The organism is Saccharopolyspora sp. NPDC045941, from assembly GCF_056431445.1.
Genome location: NZ_JBWKKU010000038.1, coordinates 1 through 18924, shown reverse-complemented (window position 1 = coordinate 18924; position 18924 = coordinate 1). Strand labels below are relative to the sequence as shown.

General features: G+C 70.8%; 18 protein-coding genes. 16 read left to right on the top strand and 2 right to left on the bottom strand.

The window, feature by feature from the left end; translation table 11 throughout:
* Positions 1-42 precede the first annotated feature (42 nt).
* The 8 genes from AC07FN_RS27545 to AC07FN_RS27510 all read left to right on the top strand — a co-directional run bounded on the left by AC07FN_RS27545 (position 43) and on the right by AC07FN_RS27510 (position 5576).
* A complete protein-coding gene (locus AC07FN_RS27545) occupies positions 43-198 on the top strand; it encodes a hypothetical protein (RefSeq protein WP_165968348.1) in 156 nt (51 codons plus the stop codon).
* 9 nt (positions 199-207) lie between these two features.
* Positions 208-351, top strand: a complete 144-nt coding sequence (locus AC07FN_RS27540) for a hypothetical protein (protein WP_478398252.1) — start codon at positions 208-210, stop codon at positions 349-351.
* Positions 352-566: 215 nt separating this feature from the next.
* Positions 567-770 (top strand): hypothetical protein, encoded by a 204-nt coding sequence (locus tag AC07FN_RS27535; RefSeq protein ID WP_478398251.1) that lies wholly within the window; start codon positions 567-569, stop codon positions 768-770.
* Positions 771-798: 28 nt separating this feature from the next.
* Positions 799-1017, top strand: coding sequence for a hypothetical protein (locus tag AC07FN_RS27530; protein WP_478398250.1), 219 nt, complete (start codon positions 799-801; stop codon positions 1015-1017).
* 145 nt (positions 1018-1162) lie between these two features.
* A complete protein-coding gene (locus AC07FN_RS27525; RefSeq protein WP_093265582.1) occupies positions 1163-1468 on the top strand; it encodes a hypothetical protein in 306 nt (101 codons plus the stop codon).
* Positions 1468-4188, top strand: a complete 2721-nt coding sequence (locus AC07FN_RS27520) for a WXG100 family type VII secretion target (RefSeq protein WP_478398249.1) — start codon at positions 1468-1470, stop codon at positions 4186-4188. Before AC07FN_RS27525 ends, AC07FN_RS27520 begins: the two co-directional genes overlap by 1 nt.
* 5 nt (positions 4189-4193) lie before the next feature.
* Positions 4194-4616, top strand: coding sequence for a hypothetical protein (locus AC07FN_RS27515; protein ID WP_358574994.1), 423 nt, complete (start codon positions 4194-4196; stop codon positions 4614-4616).
* Positions 4617-4829: 213 nt separating this feature from the next.
* A complete protein-coding gene (locus AC07FN_RS27510) occupies positions 4830-5576 on the top strand; it encodes a hypothetical protein (protein ID WP_478398248.1) in 747 nt (248 codons plus the stop codon).
* Between the two features lies 1 nt (position 5577).
* Here the strand turns inward: AC07FN_RS27510 and AC07FN_RS27505 are convergent, their stop codons facing one another.
* Positions 5578-6414: a dienelactone hydrolase family protein gene (locus tag AC07FN_RS27505; RefSeq protein WP_478398247.1), complete on the bottom strand. Its 837-nt coding sequence runs from the start codon at positions 6412-6414 to the stop codon at positions 5578-5580.
* 116 nt (positions 6415-6530) lie between these two features.
* Here AC07FN_RS27505 and glmS point away from each other — a divergent pair, with 116 nt between their 5' ends.
* The 6 genes from glmS (at position 6531) to AC07FN_RS27475 (ending at position 13850) form a co-directional block, all read left to right on the top strand.
* Positions 6531-8393, top strand: coding sequence for a glutamine--fructose-6-phosphate transaminase (isomerizing) (gene glmS / locus AC07FN_RS27500; RefSeq protein WP_478398246.1), 1863 nt, complete (start codon positions 6531-6533; stop codon positions 8391-8393).
* A gap of 194 nt (positions 8394-8587) precedes the next feature.
* Positions 8588-10105 (top strand): NAD(P)H-hydrate dehydratase, encoded by a 1518-nt coding sequence (locus tag AC07FN_RS27495; protein WP_478398245.1) that lies wholly within the window; start codon positions 8588-8590, stop codon positions 10103-10105.
* Between the two features lie 385 nt (positions 10106-10490).
* Positions 10491-11684, top strand: a complete 1194-nt coding sequence (alr, locus tag AC07FN_RS27490) for an alanine racemase (RefSeq protein WP_478398244.1) — start codon at positions 10491-10493, stop codon at positions 11682-11684.
* The gene (locus AC07FN_RS27485; RefSeq protein ID WP_478398243.1) at positions 11681-12775 is read left to right on the top strand and encodes an alpha/beta fold hydrolase; all 1095 of its coding nucleotides are present in this window, start codon (positions 11681-11683) and stop codon (positions 12773-12775) included. The genes alr and AC07FN_RS27485 overlap by 4 nt, the downstream gene beginning before the upstream one ends.
* Entirely contained in the window at positions 12772-13251 is a 480-nt protein-coding gene (gene tsaE / locus AC07FN_RS27480; protein WP_478398242.1) for a tRNA (adenosine(37)-N6)-threonylcarbamoyltransferase complex ATPase subunit type 1 TsaE, read from the top strand. The genes AC07FN_RS27485 and tsaE overlap by 4 nt, the downstream gene beginning before the upstream one ends.
* Entirely contained in the window at positions 13248-13850 is a 603-nt protein-coding gene (locus AC07FN_RS27475) for a DedA family protein (RefSeq protein WP_478398241.1), read from the top strand. The genes tsaE and AC07FN_RS27475 overlap by 4 nt, the downstream gene beginning before the upstream one ends.
* Before the next feature lie 275 nt (positions 13851-14125).
* Here AC07FN_RS27475 and AC07FN_RS27470 read toward each other — a convergent pair whose 3' ends face one another.
* Positions 14126-14905: an IclR family transcriptional regulator gene (locus AC07FN_RS27470; RefSeq protein ID WP_093265570.1), complete on the bottom strand. Its 780-nt coding sequence runs from the start codon at positions 14903-14905 to the stop codon at positions 14126-14128.
* A gap of 240 nt (positions 14906-15145) precedes the next feature.
* Between AC07FN_RS27470 and aceB the strand changes: the two genes are divergently transcribed.
* Positions 15146-16735: a malate synthase A gene (aceB, locus tag AC07FN_RS27465; RefSeq protein ID WP_478398240.1), complete on the top strand. Its 1590-nt coding sequence runs from the start codon at positions 15146-15148 to the stop codon at positions 16733-16735.
* Between the two features lie 138 nt (positions 16736-16873).
* Positions 16874-18127, top strand: a complete 1254-nt coding sequence (locus AC07FN_RS27460) for a DUF6986 family protein (RefSeq protein WP_478398239.1) — start codon at positions 16874-16876, stop codon at positions 18125-18127.
* The last annotated feature ends 797 nt before the right edge of the window (positions 18128-18924 follow it).

The window sequence follows — 18924 nt, the reverse complement described above, 5'->3', positions numbered from 1 at the left end:
TTAGATCTCTCGCGACGACGCGATCTGTGAGACCCTGCTCACATGGGTGCCATCGTTGTCGCCATGGTTGTCGGGCTCGTCGCTGTCGGGCTCGTCGTCGGTATCGTGATCTTCTCCGCGCTCGCGCTGGCCGGCATGAAAGCCGTCAACGCCGCGCACGAGAGCAGGTCGTGGTTCATCAACCGCAGGCGGAGCTGAGTGCGAGCCATGCGCGGACAACTCTTCGGTGACCTGCTGATCGTCCTGGTGGTACCCCTGGTGCTCATGATCCTGGGCGCATTCGTGTTCGCCGTCGTTCTGGCGCAGGGCTGGGGCCTGCCGTTGATCCTCGAGGGCGGCGTCCACTACTGACCGCCGGCTGAGCCCGCGCGGCGTGATCCGGGATCATTCGGTGCCGTGATCTCCATCGATCTGCGGCTCGTCGTTCTGCTGCTCGGCCTCCTCGCGGCCATCGGCCTCATGGTGCTCCTGATCGTGCTGTTCCGGGGGCGGCGTTGAACTTCCCGCTGCCCGCCCGTCGACGCGGTGCGCTCCGATAAGTTCGAGCCGAACGATTGGAGGCCGTAGTGATCTTGTCGATCCTGATCGTGATCGTGCTGAGCGTGATCTTCGGTGCCGGTGGCGGCGCGATCGTCGCGCTGATCATGAGGAGCAAGGCTCCGGCGCAGCAGCCGATGCCGCAGTTCCCGCCGCAACAACCGCAGGCGCAGCAGCAGTTCCCGCCGCAGCAGGGTTTCGGGCAGCCGCCGCAGGGCCCCTACCAGCAGTGAATCCGCGACGGCGCGTAGAGGAGGAACGTTGTACCTCGTGATCACGCTGGTGGGCAGCCTGATCTTCGGCGGCGGCGCTGGTGCGCTGACGGCGATGCTGATCCTGAAGAGCGGCAGCGGCGCGCAGCGGCCCGCGCCGTTCCCGCAGCAGGGCTTCGCCCCGCAGCCGATGCAGGCGCCGCAGCAGCAGTTCCCACCGCAGCAGGGTTTCGGGCAGCCGCCGCAGGGGCCGTACCCGCCGCAGTGATCGACTTCTCGCTTCGCGGATGCAAGCACCTCGCCGGATCTGCCGTTTCGCCTCGGGGAACCTGTCAAGATGAGGAACCGGTGAGGCACGCGTGCCGTCACACCCCTGGTGCGACGTGCGCGACAGGTCTGGTGAAGGGGGCACGATGAGTGGGGCGCAGACCTCGGGGACCGACATCTCGAAGGCGGCCAATGCGTTCTCCGACGGTGCTGGGTCGCTCAAGGAGCAGGCCAAGAAGGCCACCGATACGAAGCTGACCGCGGAGAAGTTCGGCAAGAAGTTCCACGAGGCCGGCAAGGCCTACAAGGACGCGTTGGACAAACTGGGGAAGAACATCGAGTCGTTCGGCGAGCACGGCTCGAAGCTGTCCGAAGACTTCTCGTCGACCGCGAAGGAATACCAGGCCAGCGACGAATCCGGGGCCAACGAGGTCGGGAAGGTGCAGGCCTGATGGCGGACGAGAAGAAGGAAGAGGAAAGCAGCTTCGGCGAGGAGTTCGGTTCCGTCGTCGGCGGCATCCAGGGCGGCATCACCGGCCTGGTGGCGGGCCCGGCGGGCGCCGTGGTCGGCGCGAAGATCGGCTCGGAGGTCGGGGAAGCGGTCGGCGGGGCCGTGCAGGACGCGGGCGAATGGGTCGGTGAGACCGTCTCCGACGCCGGCAGCTGGCTGGTCGACAACGCGGGCGGCATCGCCGACACCGCGATGAGCATCGTCAACCCGGTCGGCGGCGCGCTTTTCGAGAAGATCACCGACGGCGGTTTCTCCGCGCTGCAGGAGAAGGCCAAGGCGGCCGAGGAGCGCAAGGGCAAGTTCGACGACGCCAAGAAGAAGCTCGAAGGCGGCGGCTCCGTCGGCACCTCCGACGAACTGCTCGACGACGGCAAGATGGGGCTGGACTTCTTCGAGAAGTTCTTGCCGCTGTACAAGGACTGGGCCGGCAAGGGCGCGGACTTCAAGGCCGACGTGGTCGAGCAGTACGACCAGCTCCGGGAGATCGACTTCGGCGCGTTCCGGGAGGACGCCGAGCGGCTGGGCGGCGTGCAGCAGGCGCTGCTGGATCAGAACGACTCGATGGGCCAGTCGTTCCAGGGCACCAGGCAGACCTGGCAGGGGAAGGCCGCTGAATCGGCCGAGGCCAAGGTCGGCAAGTACAGCCAGGCGGGCACGACGGTCACCAACGAGACCGAGAACATGGCCGGCGCCATCACCCCGGCCGTCGACGGCATCCAGCAGACCGTGCGCGAGTACGCGAAGTTCGTGCTGGAGCTGGGCAAAGAGATCAAGTGCGCGGGCAAGGACCCCGACGACACCAAGGACGAGATCCGCAAGGCACGCGGCGACATCAATCTCGAGGACCTCAAGGACATCGGGATCGACGACATCTTCTCCGGTGCCTGGTCGATGATCAAGGACCAGGCGATCGGCCTGATCCTGGGCGGCCCGATCGGCGGGATGATCGGCCAGTTCTTCGGGGCCAAGGACGCCTGCGACCAGATCCGCCAGGGCCTGATCGACGACGCCAAGAAGTGGCTCGACGAGTCGTTCAAGCCCGAGATGGAGCAGAAGTACCAGTCCTTCAAGGACCAGAGCAAGTCCACTCAGGACGCCGTCCAGGCCTCGTACGACAAGATGTTGGAGGCCTCCAAGGTCAGCGACAACCCGTTCAAGGGTCTCGACGGCGATGGCGACGGCGGCGGCAACGACAAGGGCGGTAACGGCACCGGCGGCGGTGGCAACGGAACCGGCGGCGGTGGCTCGGGCACCGGCGGTGGCGGCGGTGGTGCCGGAACTGGCGGTGGCGGCGGCGGTGGGGCGCCGGAGATGCCGGAACAGCCGGAGATGCCGAAGCCGCCGGAGGTGCCGGGAATGGACGGCGGCGCCGGCGAGCAGGGCGAGCAGGAGAAGGTGACCCTCGGCGAGGGCGACGACGCGGTCACCGTGCAGAAGCCCGGCCCCGACGGCAAGACGCAGGTCGAGCTGATCGGCCCGGACGGCAAGCCGAAGACCTACGAGGTCGACTTCGGCCCGGCGGGCGGCGCTCCCGGCGGGGGCGCGGCCGACGGCGTGCAGACGATGCCCGCGCCGGGTGCGGCGCCGGGGCAGCCGCCGGTCGGCGGGCCGCCCGGCGGCGAAGGCCCGACCCAGGTGAAGGCGGGCGAGGACGGCAAGGCCGTGATCAAGGAAGGCGACCGCACCATCACGCTGGAGCGGACGCCGGACGGCCAGGTCAAGGTCAACATCGACAACGGCGGCGGGCAGCCTCCGATGAACCAGACGATCGACTTCGGCAGCGACCCGAAGTCGCCGATCGACGCCGAGCGCATCGGGACCATGCCCGCCGACGCGGGCGGGCTCCGTCCGCCGGAGACCGGCATGCCCGCGCCCGACGCGGGCACGGGAACTCCGGAGAACGTGCGGACGATGCCCGCACCGGACATCGGTTCGCCGATGCCCGCACCGGACATGGGTGCACCGATGCCCGCGCCGGATCTCGGGGCTCCGATGCCCGCTCCCGACGCCGGATTCGGCACCACGATGCCCGCTTACGACACCGGTGCGGGCACCATGCCCGCGGCGGATCCGGGCTTCGGCGCGCCCGCCTTCGGCGGCGGCGCGAGCACCATGCCCGCGTTCGACACCGGTGCCGGTGTTCCGGCGGCCACCGAGGCCGCGTCGGCGGGCGCCCCGGCGTCCACCTCGCCGCAGTCGGCCGGCATGAGCTCGTTCAGCAGCCTGGGCGAAGGAGTGCAGAACTCGTTCGGCAGCGCCTCCGGCCAGCTCTTCGGCGGCCAGGATCAGCCCGGCATGCCCGGCGGCTCCGACCAGCACGGATCGACCGGCCTCGCCTCGCTGTCGTCGTCCGCGGGCGACTCCGCCGGCGGCAGCCCGCAGGGCGCTACCGGCCTGTCGTCGCTGGGTGACCCGGGTGGTGCCGGGCAGGGCCAGTCCGGACCGCAGAGCGGCCAGGGGGGCAACCAGAGCGCCGCCATGGGCGGCGGGATGATGGGCGGCATGGGCGCGATGGGCGGCGGCCACGGCGCTCAGCAGGGCGGCGACCAGGAGCGGACCAACGACAGTCCGTGGCGCACCCAGGGCCAGCTCTTCGACGACGGGGTCGATGCTTCCGGAATGCGGTTCCGGTCGGTCCTGGGCGAAGACCGGGATAGGTGAGCGTGATGGTTCTGATCAACCAGCAGGTCGCGGACGAGATCGCGACCCTGGTCGCGCGGCACCGCTACGGCGTCGAGGACAGCATGGATGCGGTCCGCGCCGCGGAAGCCGCGTCGGCGCAGAAGAACGAGGAGATCAAGGCGGCCGCGGACGAGCGCAAGCAGGAGCTCGTCGAGAAGGCCGCCAACGCCCAGCCGCCGGAGGAGGACAAGCCGCGGAACGACTGGGCGGGCAAGCGGAACGAGCAGAGCAACGAGATCAGCCTCGGGGGCGACGACGAGTTCGAAGAGGAGCAGCAGCCGGCCGCCCGGCACACGCCGCCTCCCGCACCGCCACCGCCGCCTCCGGCGGCGCCGAAGCCGGCACCGCGCCGGCGGGCGGCGTTCGACGATGACGACGACTACGAGAACCAGAGCTGGTTGCGGTAGCACTCGCGGCGGGGCGCGGAGATTTCCGTGCCCCGCTTGGTTTTCGGCGTCTCAAGCGGTGAGCGGAAAGGCTGGTTTCGGGCAAACGCACCGGATCATCCTTTTTGGAAATGTCCACAGTGCACTTTTCGAAACCGCGTCCCAACGCTGGGGATTCGAGCTCCGGACTTCCCGCCGACACGATCGTGGTCGGGCGTCGCCTATTCTCTCCAGGTGCATCCGCAACAGCCTGGCCCGTCGGGGCAGCCGCAGTACCAGTTCCAGCAGCCCGCTCCGCAAGGTCCGCCGGTCCACCAGGGGCAGCAGTTTCCGCCTGGTCCGCCGGTGCCGCCGGGCCCGCCTCCGAAGAAGAGCCGAGCCGGTTGCATCATCGCCGTGGTCCTGGTCAGCATCCCGGTCGGCCTGATCTGCTTGGTGGCCGCCGGTTACTTCTACTGGAAGTACCAGCACGTCAACGAGCCGGTGGGGTCGGCGCCGCTGGGCGTCGAGATGATCCCGGAATGCGATCTTCCCAGCGCCGACACGCTGAAGAAGCTGCACGTCACCAACTTCAGCAGCGGCACCTTCGACGAAGACGTCCAGTGGGCGGACTGCTTCTGGGCGCCGACGAAGGGCGCGGACGGCACCAACGACCGCGATCTGCACATCCAGATCAACGACAGCGCCTCGACGTTGGTCCAGGAGCAGACCGAAGATGCCGAGGCAGAATTCAACTACCAGCGCGAGAGCACGAAGGCGGCCCGCATCAAGGACATCGAGGGCCCGTGGGACGAGGCATTCCTCGCCGGTGACACGTCCACGGTCGAGGGGCTCGTGGTCTTCCGCAAGGGCACCAAGGTGGTCACCATCAGCTACGACGGAACTGACAAGACCTACGGCCTCGAAGACGGGCCGATGCCGATCGACGAAGCCGAGCATGGCGCCAAGGCCGTCGCCGAGGAGATCGCGCCGAAGCTGTGAGTCACGCCGCGGCGAGGTCGCCGCGGCTGTGCTCGTGATCGATGCGGCTGCCGCCGATGTCGGCGGTCAGCAGCGCCTCGCCGCGCCGGTCGCCGGCCAGCGTGCGGAGGAAGAACGCGGTGAGCAGGGCCTTCGTGACGCGCTGCGTCGCGTACTCGGGCTTGCCGTGCAGCAGCAGCTGGGTCCAGTGCCGTCCCTCGGTGAAGCCGAGGTGGCTGGCCTTCTTCACCGTCCGCAGCTGCACCGGGCCGCCCCAGGCCCGGGCGATCGGCTCGGCGTTGGCCACCGGCGGCGCCAGCAGGTCCTGGCCCGCGGCGATGTGCAGGCCGGGCACCTCGACACGGCTCGCGGTCTCGAACGCCGACGGCATGGTCTCGGCGGCGGCCAGCGTCGCGACCGAGCGGATCCGCGGGTCGTCGGCCGCCGCGAGCACCGCGCAGCCGCCGCCCATGGCGTGCCCGGCGACCCCGAGCCGCTTCTCGTCGACGCTGATCTCGCCCTCGCCGAGCCGGACGCCGACGCAGATGTCCAGCGCGGTCCGCAGGTCGCCGGCGAACAGCCGGTGCGATGCGAACGCGCCGCGCTGCGAGCCGGGCGCGGCGACCACGATGCCCCACGACGCGAGGTGCCGGAGCAGGCTGAGGTACCGCCGGGGCGGCTGGAGCCAGCCGTGCCCGAACGCAACCGCCGGCAAGCCGAGCCCGCTGCGCGGCGTGCAGACGATGCCGGGCAGCCCGACGAGGGCGAGATCACCGTGCAGGACGTCGTGCGGTCCACGGCGGGACAGCTCTTCGAACGCGTTCTTCGCGGAAGGGGCCTTCTTGGCAGTGCGCGCCATGGTCAGCAACGGTAGCGGACCTGCTCATGCACGCGTGGTAGCCGCCACGGGAGGGGTTCGCCGTTCCGGCTGACGCGAACAGGTTCAGACCATGTGGAGTAGCTACGCTGGGCCGAGTGTGCGGCATCGTTGGTTACGTAGGACATCGCCAGGCGCTCGAGGTCGTCCTCGGCGGACTCCGGCGACTCGAGTACCGGGGTTACGACTCGGCCGGGGTTGCGCTGCTCGACGGCGAGGGCGGCCTCGCGGTGGAGCGCTCCGCGGGCGCGCTGTCGAACCTGGAGAAGCGCCTCGCCGAGGTCGACGGCAGCAAGTTCGCAGGTCACAGCGGCATGGGGCACACCAGGTGGGCGACGCACGGCGCGCCGACCGACCGCAACGCCCACCCGCACCGCGACGCCAGCGGCCAGGTCGCGGTGGTGCACAACGGCATCATCGAGAACTTCGCCGCGCTGCGCGCCGAGCTGGAGGCGGCGGGCATCGAGATGGCCAGCGACACAGACACCGAGACCACGGCGCACCTGGTCGCAGCCGCCTACAACGACGGCCCGACCGCCGGTGACCTGACCGCCAGCGTGTGCGTGGTCGCCCGGCGCCTGGAGGGCGCCTTCACCCTGGTCGTCACGCACGCCGCCGAGCCCGGCAAGATCGTGGCCGCCCGCCGGTCGTCGCCGCTGGTCGTCGGGGTCGGCGAGGGCGAGCACTTCCTCGCCTCCGACGTCGCCGCGTTCATCGAGCACACCCGCGATGCCGTGGAGCTCGGCCAGGACCAGGTGGTCACCATCACCCGTGACGGCTACCGGGTGACCGACTTCTCCGCCGTGGACGTCGAGGCCAAGCCGTTCACCGTGGACTGGGACCTGTCGGCCGCCGAGAAGGGCGGCCACGACTACTTCATGCTCAAGGAGATCGAGGAGCAGCCCGAGGCGCTGGAGAACACGCTGCGCGGGCACTTCTCCGGCGGCGGCATCGTGCTCGACGAGCTGCGGCTCACCGAGCAGGACCTGCGGGACATCGACAAGGTCTTCGTGGTCGCCTGCGGTACCGCCTACCACTCCGGGCTGCTCGCCAAGTACGCCATCGAGCACTGGTGCCGGGTGCCCGTCGAGGTCGAGCTGGCCAGCGAGTTCCGCTACCGCGACCCGGTGCTGGGGCGGGACACGCTGGTGGTGGCGATCTCCCAGTCCGGCGAGACCGCCGACACGCTGGAGGCGGTGCGGCACGCGCGCACCCAGCGGGCGCGGGTGCTGGCGATCTGCAACACCAACGGCGCGCAGATCCCGCGCGAGTCGGACGCGGTGCTCTACACCCACGCCGGGCCGGAGATCGGCGTCGCGGCGACCAAGACGTTCCTGGCGCAGGTGGCGGCGAACTACCTGGTCGGGCTGGCCCTGGCGCAGGCACGCGGCACGAAGTACTCCGACGAGGTGGCGCGGGAGTTCGCGGAGCTGTCGGCGATGCCCGACGCGGTGCGCCGCACGCTGTCCACGGTGGAGCAGGTGCGGGAGCTGGGCCGGGAGCTCGCCGACGCGAAGGCGGTGCTGTTCCTGGGGCGGCACGTCGGCTACCCGGTGGCGCTGGAGGGCGCGCTCAAGCTCAAGGAGCTCGCGTACATGCACGCGGAGGGCTTCGCGGCGGGTGAGCTCAAGCACGGGCCGATCGCGCTGATCGAGGAGGGCCTGCCGGTGGTCGTGGTGATGCCGTCGCCGAAGGGGCGGGCGCTGCTGCACTCCAAGCTGGTCTCCAACATCCGCGAGATCCAGGCGCGCGGCGCCCGGACGATCGTGATCGCCGAGGAGGGCGACGACGAGGTCCGGCCGTTCGCGGACGAGCTGGTCACCATCCCGGCGGTGCCGACGCTGCTGCAGCCGCTGGTGTCGACGGTGCCGCTGCAGGTGCTGGCGGCGGAGATCGCCCGGGCCCGCGGCTACGACGTCGACAAGCCCCGGAACCTGGCCAAGTCCGTCACCGTCGAGTGATTCTCGCCGGGCCCCGAGCCCGGATCGGCGTTTCTGACGGCAATCCGGCCGTGAGTCTTCTGGGCTGCTAGCGCGGCTCGGAAGGCTCACGGCCGGAGTCGTCAGCGGAAACCGCGCGGCTTGCCGGAAGATCGGATGCCGACGGGCCGCGCGAGGCAGACTGTGCGGCGATCGCCGACTGCGAGGAGGACGCGATGCACGGAGTGTGGACGCCCGACCAGATCCGCGCCGCCGAGCAGCGGCTTTTCACCAGGACACCGGAGCCCGCGGTGATGCGCCGCGCCGCGTACGCCGTCTCGGTCCACACCGCGCGGGTCCTCACCGAGTTCACCGGCGGCGTCGCCGGTCGCCACGTCACGCTGCTCGTCGGCGCGGGCAACAACGGCGGCGACGCGCTGTGGGCCGGGGCGTTCCTCCGGCGCCGCGGGGTCGGTGTCACGGCGGTGCTGCTCGCTCCGGAGCGGGCGCACGCCGCGGGGCTCGCCGCGCTGCGGCGGGCCGGCGGCCGCGCGGTCCCGGCGGAGGGCGCGAGCCCGGACACCGCGGGGATCGGGGCGGAGTCCGCGGATGCGGTGGAGCGCGCGGACGTGGTGATCGACGGGATCGTCGGCCTGTCCGCGCGCGGTCCGCTGCGGCCGGTGGCGGCGGAGCTGGTGCGCCGGGTCGACGTGCCGATCGTCGCGGTCGACCTGCCCAGCGGCGTCGATCCGGTCACCGGCGCGGTCGATGGCCCGGCGGTGCTGGCCGACGTCACGGTGACCTTCGGCGGGCGCAAGCCCTGCCACGTGCTGGGCGCCGGCGCGGTGCACTCCGGGGACGTCGAGGTGATCGACATCGGACTCGCCGACGACCTGCCCGATCCCGAGCTCTACCTGCTGCAGGACGCCGAGATCGGCGCGGGCTGGCCGGTTCCGGGCCCGGCCGACGACAAGTACAGCCAGGGCGTGGTCGGGGTCGCCGCCGGGTCGGCGACCTACCCCGGCGCGGCGGTGCTGGCCAGCGGGGCGGCGGTGCAGGCGACCGCGGGCATGGTGCGCTACGCCGGTCCCGCCGCGGACGTGGTGCGCACGCACTGGCCGGAGGTGGTGGCGACCGGTTCCGTCAGCGACGCCGGGCGCGTGCAGGCGTGGGCGGTGGGACCGGGCATCGGCACCGGGGCCAGCGGCCGCGACGTGTTGCGGCACGTCCTGGATTCCGGGCGACCGGTGTGCGCGGACGCCGACTCGATCACGCTGTTCGCCAACGACAGCACGCTGTGGGACGCGCGCGACCCGGATGCGCCGCTGGTGCTGACGCCGCATGCGGGCGAGTTCGCGCGGCTGGCGGGCGGGGAACCGGGCGAGGACCGGGTCACCGTGGCGCGGGAGGTCGCCGCGCGCTTCGACGCGGTGGTGCTGCTCAAGGGCAACACCACCATCGTCGCCGCGCCGGACGGCCGGGTGCTCGTCAACGACTCGCGGCACGCCTGGCCGGCGACGGCGGGCTCCGGCGACGTGCTCACCGGGTTGATCGGCGCGCTCCTGGCCAGCGGCGTGGAGCCGTGGCTGGCCTGCGGCTACGCGGCGCACGTCCACGCCCTCGCGGCCGACCTCGCCGCGCACGGCGCCCCGGCCCGGAACCCCGGGGAGGTCGGCGCCCCGATCGGGGCCTCGGCGCTGCTCGCGGCGGTCCCCACGGCGATCCGAAAGGTCCGCGAAGCGGCGCTGTCCTGAGCCGCTGACCAGCACATTCGCGGTCAGGGCCCGCGTGAGCACCTTGATCCGCTATAGCGGTCCAAAGTGCTCACGAGCCATGCGGGCGGAAGCATCGTGCCGATGCGTGGAGATGCGCCAGGTTCGCGGCTCGGGACGGGCGCTGGGAGGGCCTCGGTGGTTTCCGGTTTTGCCTGGAATCGGGAACCCGATCTCGGTTTGAGCCCTGTCCGAGATTTCAGGCAAAATCGGGCACCCCAAGAACTGTCTTCCGTATCGTGGAAGTACGGATGTTCATGTGCGGCCCGATGGGTTCTGCGGCGGTGCGATGTGGCCGGTCGGGGAGGGCCGGAGGCTCCGGTACCTCGGTAGGGGCATCGGGGTGGTGTGCGACCATGTGCCTGCCATGAGTGACCAGCCCGCGTACCGCGCCGACCTGCGCATCGACGTCGATGCGATCCGCCACAACGTGAGGGTGCTCTCGACGCGTGCCCGCGATTCGGGTGCCCGCACGATGGCCATCGTGAAGTCCGACGGCTACGGTCACGGCGCCCTGACGGTCGCCGCCGCCGCCCTCGAATCGGGCGCGGACCAGATCGGCGTCGCCTCCATCGGAGAAGCCCTGAAGCTGCGCGCCGGCGGCATCACCGCCCCGGTGCTGTGCTGGCTCTACGTCGAGGACGACGACTTCGGCCCGGCCGTCGCCGCGGACATCGAGCTCTCCGCTTCCTCGCAGGAAAGCCTGCGCCGGATCGCCGCCGCAGCCGAGCAGCAGGGCCGCGTCGCCCGGGTGCACCTCAAGATCGACACCGGGCTGTGCCGCAACGGCTGCCCGGCCGAGCTGTGGTCCGCGCTGGTGGAGGACGCGGCGAAGGCCGAGGCGGACGGGCACGTCGAGGTCGTGGCGGTGTGGTCGCACCTGGCGTGCGCCGACGAGCTCGACCACCCCTCGATCGACCGCCAGGCCGAGCGCTTCGGCCTGGCCTACGAGCAGGCGCGGTCGGCGGGGCTGAACCCGATCCGGCACCTGGCGAACTCGGCGGCCGTGCTGACCCGCCCCGACCTGCACTTCGAGCTGGTCCGGCCGGGCATCGCGGTCTACGGCCTGGATCCCGTTCCACAGCACGGGGATCACGACCTGCGCCCGGCCATGACCTTCCGCTCCTCGGTGGTGTCGACCAAGCGCATCGCGGCGGGCGAGAGCGTCTCCTACGGGCAGCAGTGGACGGCCGAGCGGCCGACGAACATCGCGCTGGTGCCGGTCGGCTACGCCGACGGCGTGCCGCGCACCCTGTCGGGCCGGATGTCGGTGTGGCTGGCCGGGAAGCGGCGGCCGGTGGTCGGCCGGGTGTGCATGGACCAGCTGGTGGTGGACCTCGGCGACGACCAGGTCGCGGACGGTGCCGAGGTGCTGCTGTTCGGGCCCGGCGACCGGGGCGAGCCGACGGCCGCCGAATGGGCCGACACGATCGGCACGATCCACTACGAGATCGTCACCGGCATGTACCGGCCGCGGGTCACGCGCACCGTCGTCGACGCGCTCGTGAGCGTTGATTCCGGTTCTTACCGGAACGACCACTCACGACAGGGGTCGCCGTGAAGCCGGTCTGGCAGGCGCTGGCCTGGACGAGCGGGGTGCTCGGCGCCGCGATCACCGGCGCCGCGGTCGGCGTCGCCGCGCGCAGCTCGCGGATCGCCGCGCAGCGCAAGGCCGACGACCCCCACGCCGATGAGCCGCTCGGCAGGCTCCGCCCGGACCGGCAGTCCACTGTGGCCGCCGACGACGGGGTTCCGCTGTCGGTGCAGGAGATCGCGCCCGCCGACGGCGGCGAGGCGGAGCTGACCGTGGTGCTCGTGCACGGCTTCGCGCTCGACTCCCGCTGCTGGCACTTCCAGCGCCGCGACCTGCCCGAGCTCACCGAGCCGCGGGTCCGGCTGGTGCTGTTCGACCACCGCAGCCACGGCCGTTCCGGCCACTCGGCCAAGCGCAACAGCACGATCGACCAGCTCGGCAGGGACCTGGACGCGGTGCTGCGCTCGGCGGCGAGCCGGGGTCCGATCGTGCTCGTCGGGCACTCCATGGGCGGCATGTCGATCATGGCGCTCGCCGAACAACGACCCGAGCTGTTCCGCGACCGGGTCCGCGCGGTCGCCCTGATCGGCACCTCCGCCGGCGCGGTCGGCGCGTCCGGGCTGCCCCGGCCGTGGCTGCACCGCGCCAACCCGGTGCCGCGCGGGCTCGCGCTGCTCGCGGACTTCCAGCCGGACCTGGTGGAGCGCACCCGGCGGCTCGGCGACAGGCTGACCTGGACGCTGGTGCGCAATCTGTCCTTCGGGGATCGCGACATCTCGCCGAAGATCGTGGACCTGATGGCCGAGATGATCGGCGCGACCACCGTCGAGGTGGTGACCGACTTCCTGGAGACGATCAACCTGCACGACCGCAAGAAGGCGCTGGCGGCGCTGCGGACCTGCGAGGTGCTGGTGCTCACCGGCGACGCCGACCGGGTCACGCCGTTCTCGCCGCACGCCGAGGTGCTCGCCGCGGAACTGCCGGGCGCGACGCTGGTGCGCGTCGAGGGCGCCGGGCACCCGGTGATGCTGGAGCGACCGGAGCTGGTCACCGAGGAGTTGATCGCGCTGATCCGGCGGGCCGTTGGAGGAGGAAGCGGAGAGGTGACCGGGAGTTGAGCCCTGCACTGCAGACCGTCGAGCTGCCGGCGGAGTCCGACACGTTGGAGTTCGGCCGCCAGCTGGGAGCCGTGCTGCGCGCCGGCGACCTCGTGCTGCTGGACGGGCCGCTGGGCGCCGGGAAGACCGTGCTGGCGCGGGGGATCGCCGCGGGCATGGGCGTCACCGGCTCGGTGACCTCGCCGACGTTCGTGATCGCGCGGGTGCACCGGCCGGAGTCCGGCGACGGCCCGGCGCTGGTGCACGTCGACGCCTACCGGCTGGGCGGGTTGGACGAGATCGACGACCTCGACCTGGACACGGATCTGACGGATGCCGCGGTGGTCGTCGAGTGGGGCGAGGGGCTCGCGGAGCGGCTCGCCGACGCGTACCTGCTGCTGCGGATCCGCCGCCGGGACGACGACGTCCGCGAGATCACCCTTGAGCCGCACGGCGAATCCTGGGAACCGCGGCTGGGCGAGCTCGCCGCTCGATGACGGACTTCCTGGCCGGGATCCCCGGCCCGCTCGCGCTCGTCGTCGTCGCGGTGCTGCTGTTCGCCGAATCCGGCCTGCTGATCGGGGTTTTCCTGCCGGGGTCGGGCACCGTGCTGGCGCTCGGCTGGCTCGCCGGGCAGGGCGTCGTGGCGGTGTGGCCGGCCGCGGTCTGCGCCTTCGGCGCGACGGCTTTGGGCTGCCAGCACGGGTACTTCCGCGGCCGCCGGGACGGTTTGCTGCGGCGGCAGCTGGTCAAGCGCTTCGGCGAGCAGCGGTTCGCGCGCGCGGAGTCCGCTTTGGACGGACGCGCGGAGGTGACGGTGGCGGCGTCGCAGTGCTTCGCCGTGGTGCGCACGCTGGTGCCCCGGCTGGCGGGGCACGCCAAGGTCACCCACCTGCGGTTCACGATCTGCAACGTGCCGGTGGCGGCGGCCTGGGCGACGACGCTGGTGCTGCTCGGCGCCTGGTCGGGCGAGGCCTACGAGCAGGTGCAGGCGACGGTGGGCCTCCTGGGCCTGCCGCTGCTCGGCATCGCCGCGGTGCTCGTGCTGGCGGTGTGGTGGCTCCGCCGCCGCAAGCAGCTCCGCCAGGTCCCGTGACGCAATTTGAGGTTTTCCAACCTCGTTCTGCGTGGCGGTGCGGGTAGCGGTACCTCAGCGGCTCCCTGGACTGTGGGTGCCCCTCCTGATGTATGAGACCAATACACGGCGGAGGGGCCGTCCTCGCCAGGAAACCTCTGAGAACCCGCGGCGGTGCCAGTGTCGTAGGTGGGCTATGCGCCTGCGGCGCATGCGACACCTCATCGACGTGCAGCTTTGCGGACCGCGGCTGCGGGCCGACCAGGATGAAAAACGCTCATTGAAATTGCGGCGGGTCAGGCCGTGTTGCTGACGCTCAGTTCGGCCGACAGGTCGTTCGCCAGGCGTTTCATCAGCGGGATGACCTCGTCCGTCGAGATCCGCGTCATCCGGCCCTCCGGGCCGGAGATCGAGATCGCCGCGCCCGCCGGCGCTCCCGGCACGGCGACGGCGTAGCAGCGCACGCCGACCTCCTGCTCGCCGTCGTCCAGCGCGTAGCCCTGCTGGCGGATGCGGCCCAGCTCCTCCTGCATCGCCTCGACCGTGATGATGGTGCGCTCGGTCTGCGGGTGCATCGTCGTGCGGGAGAGCAGCTGCGTCACCGTCTCCGGCGGCATGGTGGCCATGACGGCCTTGCCGACGGCCGTGGCGTGCGCGTCGACCCGGCGGCCGACCTCGGTGAACATCCGCATGGAGTGCTGCGAGGGGACCTGCGCGACGTAGACGATCTGCTCGCCGTCGAGCACCGCCATGTTGGACGTCTCGCCGGTGGCGTCGGTGAGCTCGGCGAGGTACGGGCGGGCCCAGGAGCCGAGCGCGCGGCTGGCGGTCTCGCCGAGCCGGATCAGCCGGGGCCCGAGCGCGTAGCGGCGCGAGGGCTGCTGGCGGGCGTAACCGTTGCTCACCAGCGTGCGGATGATGCGGTGGATCGTCGGGAGCGGCAGGCCGGACTTCTCGGCGAGCTCGGACAGGGCGACCTCACCGCCGGCGTCGGCCATCAGTTCCAGGAGCTCGAAGGTGCGTTCGACCGACTGCACCCCTCCGCCCTGAGTCGCCCGCTGCGGGCCAGTGGTCATCGCAGAACTCCCTTTCCACTGTGCTGGCTGAGCAGAGTCTAGTCCGTGGCGGGTGCGCCAGCTCATGTTGCTTCGAACGCTATATGGAAACTAACATCCACGATGCAGAAAACATAACGGGCGTACCGCTAGCGGAACGGCCGCCGCGCACCTCGTCGGGTGCGCGACAGTCCGCCACGCGGCAAGGTGAGCCAACAAGCCACCGTCTGGAACCCGGCAGCAGAAAGAGGTGGACTTCCCATGTCCGAAACCCCAGCAGGAGTGCAGGTGCTCGGCGGTGCCGTCGAGCGCGGGGACGAGATCCTCACCAAGGAAGCGCTCGAGTTCGTCGCCGGCCTGCAGCGCGCCTTCGGCGCCCGCCGCGACGAGTTGCTCGCCCGCCGCAAGGAGCGCCGCGCCGAGGCCGCCGCCAAGGGACGGCTGGACTTCCTGGAGGAGACCCGGCACATCCGTGAAGGCGACTGGCAGGTGGCCGCGCCGCCGGCCGACATCGCCGACCGCCGCGTCGAGATCACCGGCCCGACCGACCGCAAGATGGCCATCAACGCGCTGAACTCCGGCGCGCGCGTCTGGCTCGCCGACCTCGAAGACGCCAACACCCCGCACTGGCGCAACGTGGTCTCCGGCCAGGTCAACCTCTACGACCTGGTGCGCAAGCAGATCGAACTGACCACGCCCGAGGGCAAGCACTACAAGCTGCGCGACGACGTCAAGCACGCCGTTCCGCTGGTGCGCCCCCGCGGCTGGCACTTCGACGAGAAGCACATCCTGGTCGACGGCAAGCCGGTGGTCGCCGCGTTCGTCGACTTCGGCCTGCACTTCTTCCACAACGCCAAGGAACTGATCAGCCGCGGCAGCGGACCGTACTTCTACCTGCCGAAGATGGAGAGCCATCTCGAGGCTCGGCTGTGGAACGACGTGTTCACGCACGCCCAGCAGGAGCTCGGCGTCGCGCACGGCTCGGTGCGCGCCACGGTGCTGATCGAGACCTACCCGGCCGCGTTCGAGATGGAGGAGATCCTCTACGAGCTGCGCGACCACTCCGCCGGCCTCAACGCGGGCCGCTGGGACTACCTGTTCAGCGTGATCAAGACCTTCCGCGACTCGGACAAGTACATCCTCCCGGACCGCAACTCGGTGACCATGACCGCGCCGTTCATGCGCGCCTACACCGAACTGCTGGTGCGCACCTGCCACAAGCGCGGCGCGTTCGCGATCGGCGGCATGGCCGCGTTCATCCCGACCAAGGACGAGTCCAACGCGGCCGCGATGGACAAGGTGCACGCCGACAAGAAGCGCGAGGCCGGCGACGGCTTCGACGGCTCCTGGGTCGCCCACCCCGGCCTGGTGCCGATCTGCTTCGAGGAGTTCGACGCGGTGCTGGGCGACAAGCCCAACCAGATCGACCGCACCCGCGACGAGGTCTCGGTGACCGCCGACCAGCTGCTGTCGGTGGCCGACACCCCCGGTGAGAAGACCATCGAGGGCCTGCGCGCCGCGGTCGACGTCGGCGTCCGCTACATCGTGTCGTGGCTGGGCGGCAACGGCGCGGCGGCGATCCACAACCTGATGGAGGACGCCGCGACCGCCGAGATCTCGCGTTCGCAGATCTGGCAGTGGCTGCACAACAGCGTGGTGCTGGCCGGTGGCGAGCAGGTCACCGCGGACCTGGTCCGCGAGGTGCTGGCCGACGCCGAGAAGCAGCTGCGGTCCGAAGACGGCTTCCCGGTCGACAACCTGGGCCGGGCGGTCGAGCTGTTCGAGCAGGTGGCGGTGGCCGACGAGTTCGTCGACTTCCTGACGCTGCCCGCCTACGAAGAGATCGACTGAGTACGGAAAGGCCGCGGTGAGCCTGGGGTCGTGAGTGCTTTTCGTTGCTGCAGCGGCCAAAAGCACTCACGACCCCCTCGCCGTAGCCGAACTGGGCAGCCGGGGACGCCTCCCGGCTGCCGGACGAAGGGAGCGCAAGTGGCCAGAACCTCGCTGGAATCCACCGAGATCGCGAAGCGGCTCGCCCGCCTGTCCGAGGTGGACGAGCACATCGCCCGCACGTACCCGGGCGCGAGCGCGGCCCGCCAGCCGGTGCACACCTGCTACGTGCCGGCGAGCAAGGTCGACGCCGACACGGTGCGGCAGTGGGGACGGGAGGCGCTGGCCGCGTTCGACCGGGACGCCGCCCGGCCCGAGGACCTCGTCGAGATCCTCGGCCTGGACGAGCAGATCGCCCGGGCCGTGCACCCGCGGGTGCGGGCGAAGCTGCAGAACTCGCCGGTCGAGGACCTGCGCATCGACTTCGAGGACGGCTACGGGCGGCCCGGCGACGACGTCGAGGACGCCGACGCCGAGCGGACCGCCGGGGTGGTCGCCGGGTGGCTGCGCGACGGCGTGGAGCCGGCGAACTTCGGCCTGCGGGTGAAGTCCTTCGACACCCCGGAGCTGCGCGCCCGCTCGGTGCGCACGCTGGACGTCTTCCTCACCGCGCTGCTGCAACAGTGGGGCAGCCTGCCGACCGGATTCGTGCTCACCTTCCCGAAGGTCGTCGACGTCGCGCAGGTCGAGGTCTTCGTCGAGCTGCTGGAGCTCTTCGAGCAGCAGCTGGGCATGCCGGAGAAGTCGCTGCGCTTCGAGATCCAGGTGGAGACCACGCAGTCCATCGTGGACTCGCACGGTCGCTTCGCGCTGCCGCTGTTCCTGCGGGCGGGCGCCGGCCGGGTCACCGGGCTGCACTTCGGCACCTACGACTACACGGCGAGCTGCGGGCTGACCGCCGCGCACCAGCACCTCGCGCACCGCGCCTGCGACTTCGCGCGGCATGCGATGCAGGTGTCGGCCGCGGGCACCGGGGTGTTCCTGTCCGACGGCTCGACGAACGTGCTGCCGGTCGGCGACCAGGTGCACCACGGCTGGCGCACCCACTACGAACTCACCCGCCGGTCCCTGGAGCACGGCTTCTACCAGGGCTGGGACCTGCACCCGGCGCAGCTGGTGACGCGGTACGCGGCGGTGTTCGCGGCGTTCCGCGACTCGGCTCCGGCGGAGGCGGCGCGGCTGTCGGCGTACGTGTCGGCCAGCGGCAGCGCGGTGCTGGACGAGCCGGCGACGGCGCGAGCGCTGGCGGCGTCCTTCGTGCGGGCGCTGGACAACGGCGCGATCGACGCGGACGAGGTCAAGGAGATGACGGGCCTGGCGGAACCGGAGATCCGCAAGCTCGGCCGCCTCTGACATGCCTGGTGAAGGGCACCACCGCGACGTGAAGTGGTCCCCTTCACCGTTGTCCGATCCATGCGATCGGGTGGGAGGTCAGCCGCCGCAGGTCGCGGCGAAGGGCTGCGACACGTCGGCGTTGCCCGCATACCCGGTCACCATCAGCCGCCCGTCGTCCAGCACTGCGCCTCGGCCGGTTGTGCTGGGAACGGTTCTTCCGTCCAGGCCCCCGCAGCCGAGGCGGGTTGCCCCAGCAGGAGAGCGGTCGTCGCGGCAGCGCCCGCGATTCCAGATGCTTCACTCGGTGCCTCCTCCATCGGCTTGACATCCGGTTGTCCGCACGAGGTCCGAAAACGGTTCCCGGCACCCGGCGTCGGGTGCCGGGAACCGTGGGGAGTCGAGTCCGATGTCGGCGCACGGGTCCTCCGGCGTGTCGGGTCCCGACACGCCGGTGGCTGTGGAGAACTTCCGCAATTTCAATGGAAATCGGACCTTCGATTTCAATGAGGCTTTTCCAGCCTCGTTTTGCGTGGCGGTGCGGGTAGCGGAACCTCAGAGGCTCCCTGGTCTGTGGGTGCCCTGACTTATGTATGCCCAGTCCGATTTCCATTGAAATCGAAGAAGTTGTCCACACCCTCCGGCATGTCGGACGACGACTCGCCGGGAGGATGTGGACAACCCGCAAGTTCCATTGAAATCGAACCTCCGATTTCAATGAGGCTTTTTCAACCTGGTTTGTGCAGGTTGGGTGGGTGTGGCGTGTCGGTGCGTGAAAAGTAGTGAAGCTCCTGGTAGCTGGATTGTCGACCAAGATC